Raw genomic sequence first — 17,833 nt, forward strand, 5'->3', positions numbered from 1 at the left:
CCAACATGGTCCCCGTACCATGCGCCTCCACCACATCAACCTCAGCAGCAGACACCCCCGCATTCGCCAACGCACGCCGAATCACCCGCTGCTGCGACGGCCCATTAGGCGCAGTCAAACCGTTGGACGCACCATCCTGATTCACCGCGCTGCCGCGCACCACCGCCAGTATCTGATGCCCATTGCGCTGCGCATCGGATAGCCGCTCCAGCACCAACACACCCGAACCCTCACCCCACGCCGTCCCGTCGGCGGCTTCGGCGAACGGCTTACACCGACCATCCGGTGCCAACCCCCGCTGCCGGGAGAACTCCACAAACATTGACGGAGTGGACATCACCGTCACCCCACCGGCCAACGCCAGCGAACACTCCCCCGCACGCAACGCCGACACCGCCTGATGCACCGCCACCAGACTCGACGAACACGCCGTATCCACCGACACCGCAGGGCCCTCCAACCCCAACACATACGACACCCGACCCGACACCACACTCGCCGAACCGCCGGTCAACCGATAACCCTCGGACCCGGTTACGTCGCCGGTACCCGAACCGGCGTCGTACGAATGGTCGGTCACGCCGGCGAATACACCGGTGTCGCTGCCGCGCAACGTGGCCGGTTGGATTCCGGCGTGTTCGAGTGCCTCCCACACCGTTTCCAGCAGTATCCGCTGCTGGGGGTCCATCGCGATCGCCTCGCGCGGACTGATACCGAAGAACTCCGCGTCGAACTCGGCCGCGTCGTAAAGAAATCCGCCCTCATTCGTGTACGACTTACCCGCAACACCGGGCGCGGCATCGAATACCCCGTCCCAACCACGATCGGCCGGGAACCCCGAAATCGCGTCACGCCCGTCAACCACCAACTGCCACAATTGCTCCGCAGATGACACCCCGCCCGGGAACCGGCACCCCACGCCCACAATCGCCACCGCCTCCGACGACGACAGTGATACCACCCGCGCCGATTCCGATGCCGCAGCGACATCGGAATCGGTGAGCTGGGTGAGGATGTGCGCGGTCACCGCGTCCGGCGTCGGATAGTCGAAGACCAACGTCGCAGGCAGCCGCAACCCGGTGACGGTGTTCAACCGATGACAGAGTTCGACCGCGGTCAAGGAATCGAAACCCAGATCCCGGAAACTTTGGTCAGTGTCAATGGCCGCGGCCCTGCTGTGCCCCAGAACCAGCGCACTCTCACCCCGGATGATTTCGGTGAGCAGAGCCCGAGCTTCGTCCACTGGAAGGTGAGCCAGCCGTCGCCGCGCCACACCCGAGTCCTCGATTGCCAACGGCTGCGTGTCCAGGCGCTGATCGGTATCGAGCATGCCTGAATCGCGGTCAGCACTCACCGATGTCGCGGCGGTTGCGTGCGTGTTGGCCAGCCAGAACCGGTCCCGCCTGAAGGCATAGCTCGGCAACGTTACCCGGCGTCCGCCCGGAAACAGCTTCACCCACTCGACCGAAGTGCCCGCTTCGAAGGCCCGGGCCAGGGCATGCATCACAGCCAGCGCTTCTGGTCGCCGTTTCCGCATTGTCGCTAATGTCAGCACATCACTTGCCGGAGACGACTGACCGACCAAACCTGCCAGTCCGGCGGCAGGACCCAGCTCGATGAACTTGGTTACCCCCAGCTCACGGAGCAGGTCCAATCCGGCCCCGAAACATACGGTCTCTCGAACATGGCGTACCCAATACTGTGCTGTCCCATATCCTGGACCCGCCAGGCGGCCATCCACATTGGACACCAGTGGGATCGCGGGCTCGGCCGCTGCGAGAGTCGCCGCCGATTCCGCGAACTCGCCCAATATCGGCTCCATCATCGGTGAATGGAACGCGTGTGAGACATTCAAACGTGTCGCTTGGACGGAATGCCGTTGAAGATACTCACCAATCTGTTCGATCGAGTGTTCAACACCCGCGACAACTACGGCGTCCGGTCCGTTGACCGCAGCAATGTCGACGTCGTTGATCGCCAGGTCCTCGAGCATCGGGCGGACATAGTCCGCGCCGGCGCGTACCGCGAGCATCGCGCCACCTGCCGGTAGCCGTTGCATCAACCGGCCACGCGTCGCGACCAGCAGCACCGCATCCTCGAGCGACAAAACGCCGGATACATGCGCAGCGGCCAGTTCTCCGACAGAGTGACCGATGAGGAAATCCGGTGTCACACCCCAATCCTCGAACAGCCGGAACAAGGCAACCTCGACCGCGAACAAACCCGTTTGGGCAAATACTGTTCGCGTGAGCTTCTTCTCATCCGACCCCCATAGCACCGCACGCAATTCGCCCCCCAGATACGGCTCGAGCTCGGCGAGCACGGCATCCATGGCTGTGGCGAATACCGGGAACGTCTCATACAGTTCCCTGCCCATTCCGACCCATTGCGAGCCCTGACCCGGCAGAACGAACGCCATCTTCCCCGACCTGGTCGCCGCCGAGTGCGCGGTGACGATCCCGGGCTCCGCTAGTTCGCGCAGCTCACCGAGCAGCTCCTCACGATTGGATCCCACCATTACTGCGCGATGGTCGAACAACGACCGAGTCGTCAACAGCGAATAGCCCACATCCGCCGGCGACAGGTCGGGATGTTGCTGGACATACTCCAACAGCCGTCGTGCCTGGCGGTGCAGTCCGTCGCGGGTCCGTGCCGACACCACCCACACCAACGGTGCCCACTCCGGCGCGGGCTCCGGTTCGGATGCGATCGGCGGCATCGTTTCCCCGGTCGCCGGAGTCTGTTCTTCGTGTACGGGTGCCTGTTCGAGGATGACGTGCGCATTGGTGCCGCTCAGGCCGAATGCCGATACCGCGGCGCGACGCGGCCGATCTACCATCGGCCAATCACGGTGCTCGGTAAGCAGTTCCACCCGCCCGGCATCCCAATCCACATGGGTGGACGGCATATCCACGTGCAACGTCTTGGGCAGGATTCCCCGACGGAGCGCGTGCACCATCTTGATCACACCGGCCATACCCGCCGCGGCCTGGGTATGCCCGATATTGGATTTGATCGACCCCAACCACACCGGCCGATCCGCCGGCCGGTCCTGCCCGTAAGTGGTCAGCAACGCCTCCGCCTCGACCGGATCACCCAACCTGGTCCCCGTGCCGTGTGCCTCCACCACGTCGACCTCAGTGGCGGACACCCCCGCGTTGGCCAACGCACGCCGAATCACCCGCTGCTGGGAGCGCCCGTTCGGAGCGGTCAAACCACTCGACGCACCATCCTGGTTCACCGCACTGCCGCGGACCACAGCCAACACCTGATGCCCGTTGCGATGCGCATCGGACAACCGCTCCAGCACCAGCACACCCGAACCCTCACCCCACGCCGTCCCGTCGGCAGCGTCGGCGAACGGTTTACACCGGCCGTCGGCAGCGAGCCCCCGCTGCCGGGAAAACTCGACGAACGTCGCGGGTGTGGACATCACTGTCACACCTCCGGCCAATGCCAGCGAACACTCCCCCGACCGCAACGCCTGGACCGCCAGATGCAGCGCCACCAACGATGACGAGGCCGAAGTGTCCACCGAAACTGCCGGGCCCTCCAACCCCAGCACATACGACACCCGACCCGACACCACACTGGATGAACCGCCGGTCAATTGATAGCCCTCGACGTCGACCGGAACCTGTCCGCCGGCGCCGACCCCGTAGTCGTTGTGCATCACCCCGCAGAACACTCCGGTGTCGCTTCCGCGCAGTGCCGATGGGTCGATGCCCGCCGATTCCAGCGCCTCCCATGCGGTTTCGAGCAGCAACCGCTGCTGCGGGTCCATCGCTAGCGCCTCGCGAGGACTGATCCCGAAGAACTCGGCGTCGAACTCGGAAGATCGATGGAGGAACCCGCCCACGCGCACATAGCATTTGCCCGGCACACCCGGCTCCGGGTCGTACAGGTGTTCCAGGTCCCAGCCGCGGTCTGCCGGAAAATCCGATAGACCATCACGACCGTCGATTACCAACTGCCACAGGTCTTCAGACGACTCCACACCGCCTGGAAACCGGCAGCCTGTACCCACTATCGCGATCGGCTGCGTCGGCTCGGGCTCATCATCGAGAAGCTCAGCGCGCCCTGGATATACCCGAGTCATACCAATCCCCTATCCAAGTCGAGTGAAGTTGGGTTGCGATGTGTTGTGGCAGGTATCCGTCGGGATAAACCACGACATGGTCGTGAAGGACATCGGCCACGTCGACGATCTGGCGTGTTGCGGGCTGGACCAACCCAGGATCGAACCAGGCCCTGGATTTCTAGGTGCTCGCCGAGGCGTAGGCCGCTGAAATCGGATCGAGCCGAGGAACCATCGACATTTCGTGCCGAGCAGTCGCATCCACAAGGTCGACACTGCATTCGCAATGATGGGCGTAGGCATCCAATATCCGAAACGCCGCAATCGCCGACATATGACTCCTCATACCCGATTCCCACCCTCGGACCTGGCCGAACTGGCGAGCAGAACCCGAAAGTCAGCACGGGCGCGCTCCCAGGGACGGTTGATCCCCGAAGCCGTTGTGCCCGTGCCCGGCAGGATCGTCGGGCCGGTCAGAGCCTCTTCATCAAGGTAGAACACGTTCCTGTCTGACGCAAGCAATTGCGACGAACTCCGACGTACACCTCCTTCTATGCCGCTGTTCGGACCGACGTCGACTGGTGAACATGTTCCGACGATGGCGTGGACAGACTGCTAGCATCGGCGAGTGGCCCCGCATATCGGCTGGGTTCCATCGCCTGGAGGGGGCACACCATGACAGTTATGGAATTTCGCGACGCCGAGAGCTCGGCCCGACGCATTGTGCGGTGGTCTCGAGAATGGGGACGGTTTGCGTCCTTGGCCTTCGTACCCGCGATTCCCGATCGATTCAGCCGACTGTACGACGATTTTCTTACTGCATCCAACACGCTGGGCGAGGAATCGCTGTTTCTGAACCTGGGTTATTGGAAGGACAGTCCCCAGAATATCGATCAAGCAAGCGCGGCGTTGGCTCGGCTGGTGGCGACGGAAGCGTGCCTCGGGGCCGATGATGTGGTGATCGACGTCGGCTGCGGATTCGGCGATCAAGATTTTCTCTGGGCGGATGAGTTCGGCCCGAAACGAATTATCGGGGTGAATATATCCGCGAAACAGGTCGAGATAGCGACCGCACGAGCCGCTGGATTAGGACTCAGCGATGCCATCGAGTACACGCACGGGTCAGCAAGCGAACTGCCTCGGTCCGATGGGTCCGCAACGAAAGTTACCGCGCTCGAATCAGCGCTTCACTTTCCGTCGCGGTCACAATTTTTCGATGAAGCATTCCGAGTCTTAGCGCCTGGCGGTCGATTGGTGACCGCCGATGTTGTGCCGCTCGCAAACGAGTATGTTCCGAGCGGAACCAGCCGGTCACGCCTCCTGGGCAAGGTGGTGCACGGCATATTCACGACTGCCCGCCAGAATCACACCAATGCGGCGGAATACCGCGAAGCGCTCATAGCAGCGGGCTTCGAAGATGTGCGAGTCTACTCCATCCGCCATCACGTCTTCCCTCAATATGCGGAATACGTCAGCCGCAGATTCGAGCAGCCCGAAATGAAGAGAATCAATCCGTTGACTCGGAGCTTTTTCGGCCGAAAAGGAGTCGCGCTCTGGGCTCCTTGGCTGGACTATATCGTTGCCGTTGCGGACAAGCCGCCGGTGGGAGATCGTCGGTAGCCCGGCCACACCAGCCTCGAGGATCTGCCGCATCAACGCCCGCGCCCACACCCCGCTCGCTATTGCGCTCGCCGGTTGGCGTCGCGGTTGCGGCTCGCTGCCCTTTTTCCGGTGGTGCCGGACCGACGATGACCGCTGCGCCTCGCCGCGCCTGCGCTGGACCGCGCCGAGGCGACTCGACGACACCCGACAGCCGCGGAACGCTCGGCACCAAGGGCTGAGGTAATTTCCCCACTCTGTTGAACTCCAGCCGACGCGCGTGCGTATCCCCTCTACGACGTCGTGGAGGTAACGCATGCGGGTGACCAGGTCGACGGTGGATCTGTCGGGGTATCCGGACCTCGTGGTGATCTATCTCGGCATGCGGGTGAACAAGCCGCGGGGAATGCTTCGGCTGCTCGGAGTGGGGCCGAAACTGTATCAATCGCATCGGGATCGGCCCGACGGGCTGCTGCTGCACGAGGATGTCGTCTGGTCGCTGTTTCCGCCGCACTGGGGGGCGCGGCAGTACTGGCGCGACCTCGACAGCCTCGAACGCTGGACCCGGTCCGCGCCGCACCGGGACTGGTGGCAGCAGTTCCTGCGCGACTCCGGCGGCACCGGGTTCTGGCACGAGGCCTACTTCCTGCGCGGCGGCATCGACGCGATGTACGACGATATGACCACCCCGACCGGGCTGGCCCGGTTCGCACCTGTCAAGGCCAGCCGCGGCCGCATGTTCTCCACCCGCGGCCGGGTGCACGGCGAACCTCCGGCATACCCACCGGTGGTGACCGAAAACGATTACTACCCCGGCGATTCCGTAGGATAACGACCGACCGCAGCTATTCGCACGCCCCGCAAACACACCCGAACACGAATCGGAGCCCGCGCGGCGATTGTGTACAGCGTGCTAAGCGCAGATGAATATGTGGCCGTGCGAGTGTGATATTGCACTTTACGTACTTCTGGTCGGTAATCGCGCGATTTACCGTATCCGCATGCACGTCCTGTTCGTCTGCAATGGCAATGTGTGCCGTTCGGTGATCGCCGAACGGCTCGCACGCGCCATTGCGCTCGAACACGGCCTCACCGGGCTCACCGCCGAGAGTGCGGGCACCAGGGCGCTGGTCGGATTCCCCGTCGAACCGCTGGCCGCCCAAACGATCGCCGGGCTCGGCGCGGACCCGGACAACTTCCGTGCGCGCAAGCTCACACCCGAGCACATCGACCGCGCCGACCTGGTCCTGGCCATGACCGAACCCATCCGCGAGCACGCCGCGAGCATGGCTTTCGGCGCCGCCGCGCGCACCTTCACCCTGCTCGAGGCCCACCGCATCGCCAAGGTCACCGGCGCCCGCACAGTCGCCGATCTGCAGCAGGCCCGCAACGACCTGTCACTGGTCGGCCGGGAGAACATCGCCGACCCGGTCGGACTGTCCGAACCGGCCTTCTGCGCCGTCGGTGACCGCATCGCCGAGGCCCTGCTGCCGCTACTGCTGGCCCTCCACACCGACGTTCCACCACTCGCCGACGACGAGCGTGCGGGACTGGTGCTGCAACCCGCACACGGACCCGCGCCGCTGGCCACATTTCTCGCCGCCCAGCGCACCGGCTGGTATGCCTGACGCCCGCGCCGGAAAGGACTACACTCCCGCGAAAAGACTTCCGCCATCGAGGTTTCGACCCGGTGGCGCCCTCCGAACACACGACAGGAATCAGACATGCCGAAACGCATTTCGGATGTTTCGCTCCATGTTTATGTGACACCGGAAAACCTTGAGCGCATCGTCGAGGCCGTACGAACGGCACTCGACGACCACCTACAAGACCGTGACGTCTTCGCCTGGCGCTTCACGCTACCGGCGGCCCCGGACGACCCGCTCCACAGAGAATTCGAAAATAACTGGCGCGCAGAGAATTCCGATGCGCTACCGGCCGAATACGGCACCTACGAGATCGCCCTGAGCTTGGTCGGCGATCCCGCCGAGCTCACCGATTCCGATACGGCCGTCCTGCAAGCTCGGCTACGGGCCGGCATCACCGGGGCAACCGCACAGGAGGTGCCGTTCCACGTTCACGCGCATCAGCGCACCGACGTCGACCTCTACCCCACCATCGAACGCATCTGAACTGGCCTGCGCCCGCAGTATCCGGGCGCAGGCCGTGCACGCTCAGCGGCGGGACGGGAAGTGGCGGATCAGCCCTTCCTGCACCGTCGTCGCAAGCAGTTCGCCGGTACGGGAGTAGAAGCGGCCGGTGGCAAGGCCGCGCGAACCCGCCGCGACCGGGGATTCGGTGGCGTACAGCGCCCACTCGTCGAATCGGAAGGGACGGTGGAACCAGATGGAGTGGTTCACCGTCGCCGCCACGATCCGGTCCAGACCCCAGGACAGGCCGTGGGTGGTGATGATCGAATCGAGCACCGTGGTGTCGGACGAGTAGCCGAGGGTCGCCACGTGGATCAGCGGATCATCGGGCAGGGTGCCGTCCGCGCGCATCCACACCCGGTTGTGGTTGAGCCGCTCACCGGTGCCCTTGAGGATCCAGGACGGATCATTGGTGTAGCGCATATCGATCGGATGCGGCGCCTTGACGAACATCTCCAGCTTGTCCTCCAAGCCTTCGAAGCTCTCCTCCACCCTCGGCAGCGTCTCCGGGTCCGGGACCTCGGGCTGCTCATGGGCGTGTTCGAGACCCTTGCCCCAGTCCTGGAAGGCAGCCAGCATGACGAACAGCTCCTGGCCGTCCTGGCTGGCGGTGACCGTGCGGTTGGCGAAGGAACGACCGTCGCGGTGCCGGTCGACCCGGTACTCGATCGGCTTCTTCACATCGCCGCCACGCACGAAATGCGCGTTGACGGCATGCACCGGACGATCCCCGACCGTCCGGCCCGCCGCCATGATCGCCTGCGACACCAGCTGTCCGCCGAACGTACGGCTCCATACCTTCTCCGGATGCTGACCGACGAAGACGTCCTCGCCGGTCTGGTCCAGATCCAGCAGATCCAGCAATACGTCCAAGTCGGATTGACGCATGGGTGCCGAAGTGCTCACTCTAATGGTCCTCCTCACCGATACGGTGCACGTGGATCAGGTTGGTGGAACCGACGGTACCGGGCGGGGAGCCCGCGACGATAACCACCAGGTCGCCCTTCTGATACCGATTCATACTCAGCAGCGCCTGATCGACCTGCTTGATCATGGCGTCGGTGCTGTCGACCGTCGGGACGATGAAGGTCTCGGTACCCCAAGTCAGCGCCAGCTGGCTGCGCACCTCCGGCAGCGGAGTGAACGCCAGCAACGGCAGCGGGGTGTGCAGCCGGGCCAGGCGGCGCACGGTGTCACCGGACTGGGTGAAGGCCACCAATGCCTTGGCGTTGAGCCGCTCGCCGATATCGCGGGCCGCGTAGGAGATAACACCACGCTTGGTGCGCGGCACATGCGTCAGCGGCGGCACCCGGGTGGATTCGGTTTCCACCGCGTGCACGATGCGCGCCATGGTGCGCACCGTCTCGATCGGGTACGCGCCGACCGAGGTCTCACCGGACAGCATCACCGCGTCGGCGCCGTCGAGCACCGCGTTGGCGACGTCGGAGGCCTCGGCCCGGGTGGGGCGCGAGTTCTCGATCATCGACTCCAACATCTGGGTCGCCACGATGACGGGTTTGGCGTTCTCCCTTGCCATCTGGATGGCACGCTTCTGCACGATCGGCACCTGCTCGAGCGGCAGCTCCACGCCGAGATCACCGCGCGCGACCATGACCGCGTCGAAGGCGAGCACGACGGCCTCGAGGTTGTCGATGGCTTCGGGCTTCTCCAGCTTGCCGATCACCGGAACGCGGCGGCCGACGCGGTCCATCACGTCGTGCACCAGCTCGACATCGGAGGGCGATCGCACGAAGGACAGCGCGATGAAGTCGACGCCCAGTTTCAGGGCGAACTCGAGGTCCTCGATGTCCTTGTCCGACAGTGCGGGCACCGACACGTCCATGCCGGGCAGCGAGACGCCCTTGTTGTTGCTGACCGGGCCGCCCTCGGTGACCCGGCACACCACGTCGTTGCCGTCGACAGCGGTGACGGTCAGGCCCACTTTGCCGTCGTCGACCAGCAGGCGGTCGCCGGGCTTGGCGTCCTCGGCGAGTTCTTTGTAGGTGGTCGAGACGCGGTCATGGGTGCCGTCACAGTCCTCGACGGTGATGCGCACCTCTTCGCCCGTCGCCCAGACGGTCCGGCCTTCGATGAATCGGCCGAGTCGGATCTTGGGGCCCTGGAGATCGGCGAGAATGCCGACGGCGCGGCCGACATGGTCGGAGGCCTGCCGCACCTTCTTGTAGTTATCGGCATGGTCCGAGTGCTCACCGTGGCTGAAATTCAGCCGCGCCACATCCATACCGCTCTCGACGAGTTCTCGAATACGGTCCTCGGTGGCAGTGGCCGGGCCGAGGGTGCACACAATCTTCGTCCGTCGCATCACGAGTAGAGCCTAGTCCCGACACGGATGTGGGGCGCGTTGTGGCCGTGCCGAGTCGCCGCGGCTGGGAACAGTCGCGCTCACCGCGCACTGAGCGCGCGCGCGTAATTCACCTGATGCAGCAGCATCGGGAAGGTCTGCTGGTTCTGCGCCGGGATCATCGTGGAGTGGTAGCGGCCCTCGCTGGTGACCGTCACCTGTACGTAGCCGACTGTGGTTTTCTCCTTGACCAGCAGGAACAGCAGGCCGAGGAAACACAGCGGGAACAGCAGGATGGCCAGCACCACCGCGTAGGTCGGGATCTTCTCGGAGGTCTGCGACATATCGGTGATCGTCCAGATCGCGCCGCGCAACGGCATGCTGCCTGCTGGGGTTGTGACGGAGTCCTCAGAGATGCCGATATCGCCGATCGACATCAGGAACCCACCGGGCACTCCCATCGGCATCGCTCCGGGCATGCCTGGCAGCATGGCCGGGTACATCCCGCTCGGCACCGGCGGGAACGCGGCCGTGGGTCGCGGGCCTGCAGGCTGCTGCGGATAGCCCGAGAACGCGCCCGGCTGCGCCGGACCGCCGTCGGCCGGATACGCCTGATCCCCAGGATGCGCACTCGGCGGCGGATCGGTGGCCTTGCGCAGACTCGGCCCGGTGCCGGGCGGACCGTACTGCGGTCCCCCGGATCCCGGCACCTGCTGATCTGACTCGGCCACTCGCGTCCTCCTGTCCTGCGGGCGCTCGCGCCGCCCCCCGATACTCGTCCTCGCCCATACCCGGCCCGTGCGGGCCTACCGTCCATTCTGTCGGGCGGGCGCCATCGCTGTCGCGCGAACGGGGTCCGGCAGCACGATACGCCCGCACGCGCGCGGGTCCGGGCGATAGCCTGCCGATCAGCTGCCCTTCTTCACCCCGGCAGCCTCGCTCGACTCCGTACCCTCACCGGCCCCGGCGTCATCGCTCGACTCGACGCCCTCGGCCGACTTCGCGTCCTCACCGGCCTCGGTGTTTTCGCCCGACTCGGCGACATCACTCGCGTCGGCATCCTTGCTCGACTCGGTGGTGCCGGAGTTTTCGGTCGTGGACTCGGCGTCATCGCCGGACTCAGCGTCATCGCCTGATGTTGCGTCCTCGCCCGCCGCGTCTTTGCCGGACTTCGCGTCCTTGTCCGACTTCGTGCCCGGCTTCGCCTCCTCATCGGATTCGGCCTTGTCGGCAGTCTCGGCCTCATCGTCGGCCGCGTCGGCCGCGACGCTCTCGACGCCGTCCTTCTCGGCGGCCACGGCCGACGCCGCACCGGCGCGGCGCAGCGCTCCGATCTGCCACGGCCACGGCCGCTTTTCCGCGCCGGGCTGAAGTTGCTCGGGGGTCTCGCGGCCCTTGGTCGCGAAGACGAAGTAGGCGATGGCGGCCAGGAAGACCAGGGCGGAAGTGAAGGAGTTGATGCGGATGCCCGCGATCTGGGTGGCCTCGTCGTCGCGCATGAGCTCGACGAAGAAGCGGCCGAAGCTGTAGCCGGCGACATAGAGGGCGAACAGGCGGCCGTGGCCGATACGGAAACGCTTGTCGATGTAGACCAGCAGCAGCACGACGGCCACATTCCACACCAGTTCGTACAGGAACGTCGGATGCACGACCTTCTCCACCACTCCGGTGGAGACCCCGTTCATCATGTCCAGGCGGCCCTGATCGTCGAAGCGCTGGTAGATCTCGAGACCCCAGGGCACCTCGGTCTCGCGACCGTACAGTTCCTGGTTGAAGTAGTTGCCGAGGCGGCCGATGGCCTGGGCCAGCAGGATCGGCGGGGCGATCGCGTCACCGAGGGCTGGCAGCGGGATCTTGTAGACGCGGCAGCCGATCCAGGCGCCGATACCGCCGAGGAACACCGCACCCCAGATGCCGAGGCCGCCCTGGTAGATCTTGAGCGCGTCCATCGGGTTGCCGTCGGCGCCGAAATACTTCTGCCAGTCGGTGGCGACGTGGTACAGCCTGCCACCGATGAGACCGAACGGGACGGCGAACATCGCGACATCCAGCACCGCACCCTGCTGCCCGCCCCGCTCGCGCCAGCGCCGCTCACCCCACCAAATGGCGACGACGATGCCGAGGATGATGCACAGCGCATACGCCCGCAGCGGGAACGGCCCGATCTGCCATACGCCCTGCGGCGGGCTCGGGAGATAGGCGAGCACGTCGGCGGCGCCTGCGCTCAGAACGCCGTCACCGCGCGTGCCGATGCTGGAAACACTGTCTGCCAGGACTCGTAAGGTCACGGGGGCCACCGTAGTCGAGCGGCGGGCCGGTGTGCCTTCGGGTCAGGACGCGACGGTCGCCGAACGTACGCCTTCGGCCAGTTCCGCGGTCAGCGTGCGCACGGCATCCAACCCTTCGGCCGCGGCGGTGACCAACGCCGACCCGACGATCACACCGTCGGCGTAGGCGGCGATCTCGGCGGCCTGGGCACCCGAACGCACACCGAGCCCGACACCGATCGGGATATCGGAATGCGCGCGGACCCGTGCGCACAGCGCGGGCGCGGCCGAGGACACGGCGTCACGAGCGCCGGTCACACCCATGGTGGAGGCGGCATAGACGAAGCCACGCGAGGCTTCCAGGGTCTTGGCCAGCCGCTCCTCGGTGGACGACGGCGCGACCAGGAAGATCCGGTCCAGATCGTGGGCGGCCGAGGCGACGAACCATTCATCGGCCTCGTCCGGGATCAAGTTCGGGGTGATGATGCCCGCGCCGCCGGCGGCCGCCAGATCACGCGAGAACCGGTCCACCCCGTACTTGAGCACGGGATTCCAGTAGCTCATGACCACGGCCTGCGCACCGGCCGCGGTGACGGCCTCGACCACGGAGAACACATCGCGCACCCGCACGCCGCCGCGCAGCGCCTGTTCGGCGGCCTGCTGGATGGTCGGCCCGTCCATCACCGGATCGGAGTAGGCCACGCCGACCTCGACGATGTCGCAGCCGGCCTCGACCATGGCCCGCACGGTGGCGATCGAACCATCCAGATCGGGGTAGCCGGCGGGCAGGTAGCCGATCAGCGCCGCGCGGTGGTCGGCGCGGCAGGCCGCGAAGGTGTTGGCGAGTCTGGACTGCTGGCTCACTACGCGTTCCCCTTGCCCTCTGCGGCGTCGTCGTCGAACAGTCCGAACCAGCGGGCGGCGGTGTCCATATCCTTGTCCCCGCGCCCGGACAGGTTCACCAGGATGATGGCGCCGGGTCCGAGCTGCTTGCCGAGTTCGAGCGCACCGGCCACCGCATGCGCGGATTCGATTGCCGGGATGATGCCCTCGGCGCGGCTGAGCAACAGCAGCGCGTCCATCGCGGCGGTATCGGTGACCGGCAGGTACTCGGCGCGGCCGGTGTCCTTGAGATAGGCGTGCTCGGGACCGACACCCGGATAGTCAAGGCCCGCGGAGATGGAATGCGATTCGATGGTCTGCCCATCCTCGTCCTGCAGCAGGTACGAGTAGGCGCCTTGGAAGGCGCCGGGCGTGCCACCGGTGAAGGTGGCGGCGTGGCGACCGGTCTCGACGCCGTCACCGGCGGCCTCGTAGCCGACCAGGCGCACACCGGGATCGTCGATGAAGGCGTGGAAGATGCCGATGGCGTTGGAGCCACCACCCACGCAGGCGGCGACGGCGTCAGGGAGCCTGCCGGTCAGCGACTGCACCTGCTCACGGGCCTCGAGACCGACGACGCGCTGGAAGTCGCGCACCATGAGCGGGAACGGATGCGGTCCCGCGGCGGTACCGAAGCAGTAGTAGGTGTTGTCCGCGTTGGAGACCCAGTCGCGCAGCGCCTCGTTGATGGCGTCCTTGAGCGTCTGCGAGCCGGTGGTCACCGAGACGACCTCGGCGCCGAGCAGCCGCATCCTGGCGACGTTGAGCGCCTGCCTGGCCGTATCGACCGCACCCATGTAGATGATGCAGTCGAGGCCGAGCAGCGCACAGGCGGTCGCGGTGGCCACACCGTGCTGGCCCGCGCCGGTTTCGGCGATGACGCGGGTCTTGCCCATGCGCTTGGCCAGCAGCGCCTGCCCGAGCACATTGTTGATCTTGTGTGAACCGGTGTGGTTCAGGTCCTCACGCTTGAGCAGGATGCGCGCGCCACCGGCATGCTCGGCCAGCCGGGCGCATTCGAACACCGGCGACGGACGCCCGGTGTAGTCCCGCTGCAGCCGGTCGAGCTCGGTCAGGAAACCGGGGTCGGCACGGACCTTGTCGTATTCGGCAGTGACCTCTTCGATGACCGCCATCAGCGCCTCGGGCACATGCCTGCCGCCGTAGACGCCGAAGTGGCCGCCGCTGTCGGGCTCGTGTCCGCTCCGGTGGGCTACGCCCGCGCTGGCAGCAGGCAGCTCGCCGCCCGCCATTACCGAGCCCGCCGGGCAGGCTTCGGGCAGGACGGGTGAGTGCCAGCTGTCACCAGCTGCGAGACCGCGGCACGCGGGTCGCCGCTGGTCACCAGGCCCTCGCCGACGAGCACGGCATCCGCGCCCGCACCGGCGTAGGCCATCAGATCGGCGGTACCGCGCACACCCGACTCGGCGATGCGGATGACCTCGGTGGGCAGCCCGGGCGCGATCCGCGCGAAGCAGTCCCGGTCCACTTCCAGGGTTTTGAGGTTGCGTGCGTTGATACCGACCACCGAGGCGCCCGCATTGAGCGCACGGTCGGCCTCTTCTTCGGTGTGCACCTCGACCAGCGCGGTCATCCCGAGCGATTCGGTGCGATCGATGAGCGAGCTCAGCGTGTCCTGCTCCAGGGCGGCGACGATCAGCAGGATGACGTCGGCGCCGTGGGCGCGGGCCTCGTGGATCTGGTACGGGCCGACGACGAAGTCCTTGCGCAGCACCGGGATGTTCACGGCGGCGCGGACTGCGTCCAGGTCGTCGAGCGAGCCGTGGAAGCGACGGCCCTCGGTGAGCACGCTGATGATGCGGGCGCCGCCGTCTTCATAGGCCTTGGCCAGACTGGCCGGATCGGCGATCTCGGCGAGCGCACCCTTGGACGGGCTGGCCCGCTTGACCTCGGCGATGACGCCGATGCCGTCTTCATGCAGCGCCGCGAGCGCATCCCGGGGTGGCGGCGCGGCGGCCGCAGCGGCCTTGATGGCCTGGAAATCCAGCAGGGATTCCCGTGCGGCCACATCCGCGCGGACCCCGTCGAGAATCGAGTCGAGTACCGTCATCTGGCTCGAATCCTTTCTGGGGAGACGGACTCACTGCCTGAGAAATCCCCCCAGGCGCTGTCTCACCGGTGCTGATCAAGAGTAAAGGGGTGGGTGTGGCGCGCGTACGCCGGGGTTGGCACCCGGGTTGCGGGCACCCGCCACTTGTGCTGCGGCGGGTCGCCCGGCCATCGGATCATCTGTCGTCGGGCCTGGACGCGTCGTCGTCGCGGCCGTGGTTCGGGCAATCTTCGGTGGGGTCGGTGCCGGCGTCGAGCGCGTCCCAGAGCACCCGCTCGGTAACCGGTGCCGCAGTGCCGTCATCGTCGGGGCCGCGGCCGGTGACCAGGTCGGTGGCGGCGGCGCGACGGACGACCGGAGTGTCGTACTTGCCGGACAGCGGTGCGCTCTCCTTCGGCATCCTGGCAAGCAGCACGCCCGCGGCGAAAGCGGCCAGCGCGCCGACCATGGTCAGGATGGCGGGCAGGGCGGAGGTGGTCACCTCGTCGACCTGTGCGCGTCCGGGGAGTTCGGCGAGGGTGGCCGCACGCTGCGATGTCGCACCGGAACCGGTGAGGACAGCGAGCGCTGGCACCGCGACGACGGCGCCGACCAGCGCCACCAGCACGCCGACCACGCGACGCAGCCAGCCCTTGGTGGCCAGTACCGCCGCGATGGCGGCCAGCAGCACTAGGGCCAGCGGGGTGAGCGCGCCGAACCACGTACCACCGTCGAGATCGTCGGTGCGTGGTTCGGTGAGGCCGTCGGAGGAGGTGACACTCACCCACGTCATCCGCGACGAGCCCCACAGGGCAGCCGCGGCCAGTGCGAGCAGCACGACCGGGACAACGGGATACCGCCGCCGTGCCGCGACAGGAACCGCCGCCGCGACCCCTTCCTCCGACGAACTGCCGGTATCCGGATCGTGCTCGGCGCTCATTCGGGGGCCTCGTCGCCGGCTTGATCCGAACCATAGGCTCGCACCGTCTTCGCGGCCGCGACCGCGCGCAGCACCGCCATGGCCTTGTTCCGCGATTCGGTGTCCTCGTATTCGGGTTCGGAATCGGCGACGACACCGGCGCCGGCCTGCACGTAGGCGGTGCCGTCCTTGAGCAGAGCGGTTCGGATGGCGATCGCGGTATCGGCGTCACCGGCGAAATCGAGATAGCCGACCACGCCGCCGTACACCCCGCGACGGGTGGGCTCGAGCTCCTCGATCAGCTCCATCGCGCGCACCTTCGGCGCACCGGACAGGGTGCCAGCGGGGAAGCAGGCACGCACCGCGTCCAGCGCGATCTTGCCCGGCGCCAACCGCCCGGACACCGTCGACACCAGATGCATGACATGGCTGTAACGCTCGACGTGCCGGTAGTCGGTGACGCGCACCGTGCCCGGCTGACACACCCGGCCCAGATCGTTGCGGCCGAGATCGACGAGCATCAGATGCTCGGCATTCTCCTTCTCGTCGGCGAGCAGGCCCTTCTCCAGCAGCAGATCGTCCTCTTCGGTGGCGCCGCGCCAGCGGGTACCGGCGATCGGATGCGTGGTGGCGACGCCTTCTTTCACCGTCACCAGCGATTCGGGGCTGGAACCGACGATGGAGAATGCGGTGCCGCCGGAGCCATCGGGCACATGCAGCATGTACATGTACGGGCTCGGGTTCGACGCGCGCAGCATTCGGTACAGGTCGATCGGCGCGCCGTCGTAGTCCATCTCGAAGCGCTGCGACAGCACCACCTGGAAGGCCTCGCCCGCTTCGATCTCCTTGACCAGCCTGCGCACCCCGGCGCCGTACTCCTCGGTGGTGCGCTGGCGCAGGTACTCCGGTTCGGGCTGGCCGAACACCGACACCGTCGACGGCGCGGGCGTGGCGAGCGCGGCGGTCATCCGGTCCAGCCGGGCGACGGCGTCGTCGTAGGCCTCGTCGACCCGATCGGCGGTGCCGTTCCAGTTGACGGCATTGGCGATGAGGGTGATTGCGCCCTCATGGTGATCGAAGGCGGCGAGATCAGTGGCAAGCAGCAGCACCAGATCGGGCAGTTGCAGATCATCGGTGGCCAGTGCGGGCAGCCGCTCCATTCGCCGTACCGCGTCGTAGGCGAGGTAGCCGACCATGCCTCCGGTCAGCGGCGGTAGCCCGGGCATGCGCTCGGTACGCAGCAGTTCGAGGGTTTCGTGCAGTGCGTCGAGCGGATCACCGCCGGACGGGGCGTCGGCGGGGGTGGTGCCGAGCCAGGCGGCCTCACCGTCGACCACCGTCAGCGCCGAGGGGCTGCCCGCACCGATGAACGACCAGCGCGACCAGGATCGTCCGTTCTCCGCGGACTCGAACAGGAAGGTGCCCGCCCGGTCACCGGCCAGTTTGCGGTAGGCCGACAACGGAGTCTCGGAGTCCGCCAGCACCTTTCGGGTCACCGGGACCACCCGGTGTTCGGCGGCGAGCTGATGGAACTGCTCGCGGGTCGTCGTGGTCGTGGTGTCCTGGCGGTGGGATGCGCCCTGCAT

13 protein-coding genes and 1 pseudogene are annotated in these 17,833 nt (G+C 66.5%); 4 read left to right on the forward strand and 10 right to left on the reverse strand.

Going from position 1 to position 17,833, the window contains the following annotated elements; all coding sequences use genetic code 11:
* Positions 1-4,078 (reverse strand): annotated as a pseudogene (locus GV792_RS17985) (type I polyketide synthase); the annotation flags it as partial.
* 684 nt (positions 4,079-4,762) lie between these two features.
* Between GV792_RS17985 and GV792_RS17990 the strand changes: the two are divergent.
* The 4 genes from GV792_RS17990 (at position 4,763) to GV792_RS18005 (ending at position 7,809) form a co-directional block, all read left to right on the forward strand.
* Positions 4,763-5,698, forward strand: a complete 936-nt coding sequence (locus tag GV792_RS17990) for an SAM-dependent methyltransferase (protein WP_256670635.1) — start codon at positions 4,763-4,765, stop codon at positions 5,696-5,698.
* Positions 5,699-5,993: 295 nt separating this feature from the next.
* Entirely contained in the window at positions 5,994-6,509 is a 516-nt protein-coding gene (locus tag GV792_RS17995; protein ID WP_163825301.1) for a monooxygenase family protein, read from the forward strand.
* A 169-nt stretch (positions 6,510-6,678) separates the two neighbouring features.
* Positions 6,679-7,305 carry an arsenate reductase/protein-tyrosine-phosphatase family protein gene (locus tag GV792_RS18000; protein ID WP_163825302.1) on the forward strand — a complete coding sequence of 209 codons (627 nt, stop codon included), beginning with the start codon at positions 6,679-6,681 and terminating at the stop codon, positions 7,303-7,305.
* A gap of 96 nt (positions 7,306-7,401) precedes the next feature.
* The gene (locus GV792_RS18005; protein ID WP_163825303.1) at positions 7,402-7,809 is read left to right on the forward strand and encodes a hypothetical protein; all 408 of its coding nucleotides are present in this window, start codon (positions 7,402-7,404) and stop codon (positions 7,807-7,809) included.
* Between the two features lie 42 nt (positions 7,810-7,851).
* On the opposite strand, the gene GV792_RS18010 is transcribed toward GV792_RS18005, so the two are convergent.
* The 9 genes from GV792_RS18010 to GV792_RS18050 form a co-directional block, all read right to left on the reverse strand.
* Complete coding sequence (locus GV792_RS18010; protein WP_163825424.1) at positions 7,852-8,715, reverse strand: acyl-CoA thioesterase; 864 nt, start codon at positions 8,713-8,715, stop codon at positions 7,852-7,854.
* Positions 8,716-8,734: 19 nt separating this feature from the next.
* Positions 8,735-10,153, reverse strand: coding sequence for a pyruvate kinase (gene pyk, locus GV792_RS18015; protein WP_175583022.1), 1,419 nt, complete (start codon positions 10,151-10,153; stop codon positions 8,735-8,737).
* Positions 10,154-10,230: 77 nt separating this feature from the next.
* Positions 10,231-10,860, reverse strand: coding sequence for a hypothetical protein (locus GV792_RS18020; RefSeq protein ID WP_163825304.1), 630 nt, complete (start codon positions 10,858-10,860; stop codon positions 10,231-10,233).
* A gap of 177 nt (positions 10,861-11,037) precedes the next feature.
* On the reverse strand, positions 11,038-12,417 hold the full coding sequence (gene lgt, locus GV792_RS18025; protein WP_309139125.1) for a prolipoprotein diacylglyceryl transferase: 1,380 nt from the start codon (positions 12,415-12,417) through the stop codon (positions 11,038-11,040).
* Positions 12,418-12,459: 42 nt separating this feature from the next.
* A complete protein-coding gene (gene trpA, locus GV792_RS18030; RefSeq protein WP_163825305.1) occupies positions 12,460-13,260 on the reverse strand; it encodes a tryptophan synthase subunit alpha in 801 nt (266 codons plus the stop codon).
* Positions 13,260-14,531: a tryptophan synthase subunit beta gene (trpB, locus tag GV792_RS18035; RefSeq protein WP_163825306.1), complete on the reverse strand. Its 1,272-nt coding sequence runs from the start codon at positions 14,529-14,531 to the stop codon at positions 13,260-13,262. The genes trpA and trpB overlap by 1 nt, the downstream gene beginning before the upstream one ends.
* Positions 14,531-15,349, reverse strand: a complete 819-nt coding sequence (trpC, locus tag GV792_RS18040; protein WP_163825307.1) for an indole-3-glycerol phosphate synthase TrpC — start codon at positions 15,347-15,349, stop codon at positions 14,531-14,533. The genes trpB and trpC overlap by 1 nt, the downstream gene beginning before the upstream one ends.
* 175 nt (positions 15,350-15,524) lie before the next feature.
* Entirely contained in the window at positions 15,525-16,268 is a 744-nt protein-coding gene (locus GV792_RS18045) for a TIGR02234 family membrane protein (protein WP_163825308.1), read from the reverse strand.
* Entirely contained in the window at positions 16,265-17,833 is a 1,569-nt protein-coding gene (locus GV792_RS18050; protein WP_163825309.1) for an anthranilate synthase component I, read from the reverse strand. Before GV792_RS18050 ends, GV792_RS18045 begins: the two co-directional genes overlap by 4 nt.

The organism is Nocardia cyriacigeorgica, assembly GCF_010868145.1.
Classification (GTDB): Bacteria; Actinomycetota; Actinomycetes; order Mycobacteriales; family Mycobacteriaceae; genus Nocardia; species Nocardia cyriacigeorgica_D.

Bases quoted from the DNA above. Each gene is read 5' to 3' on its own strand.
- GV792_RS17990 (WP_256670635.1), top strand. From the start codon at position 4,763: ATGGAATTTCGCGACGCCGAGAGCTCGGCCCGACGCATTGTGCGGTGG.
- GV792_RS17995 (WP_163825301.1), top strand. From the start codon at position 5,994: ATGCGGGTGACCAGGTCGACGGTGGATCTGTCGGGGTATCCGGACCTC.
- GV792_RS18000 (WP_163825302.1), top strand. From the start codon at position 6,679: ATGCACGTCCTGTTCGTCTGCAATGGCAATGTGTGCCGTTCGGTGATC.
- GV792_RS18005 (WP_163825303.1), top strand. From the start codon at position 7,402: ATGCCGAAACGCATTTCGGATGTTTCGCTCCATGTTTATGTGACACCG.
- GV792_RS18010 (WP_163825424.1), bottom strand. From the start codon at position 8,715: ATGCGTCAATCCGACTTGGACGTATTGCTGGATCTGCTGGATCTGGAC.
- trpB (WP_163825306.1), bottom strand. From the start codon at position 14,531: ATGGCGGGCGGCGAGCTGCCTGCTGCCAGCGCGGGCGTAGCCCACCGG.
- trpC (WP_163825307.1), bottom strand. From the start codon at position 15,349: ATGACGGTACTCGACTCGATTCTCGACGGGGTCCGCGCGGATGTGGCC.
- GV792_RS18045 (WP_163825308.1), bottom strand. From the start codon at position 16,268: ATGAGCGCCGAGCACGATCCGGATACCGGCAGTTCGTCGGAGGAAGGG.
- GV792_RS18050 (WP_163825309.1), bottom strand. From the start codon at position 17,833: ATGCAGGGCGCATCCCACCGCCAGGACACCACGACCACGACGACCCGC.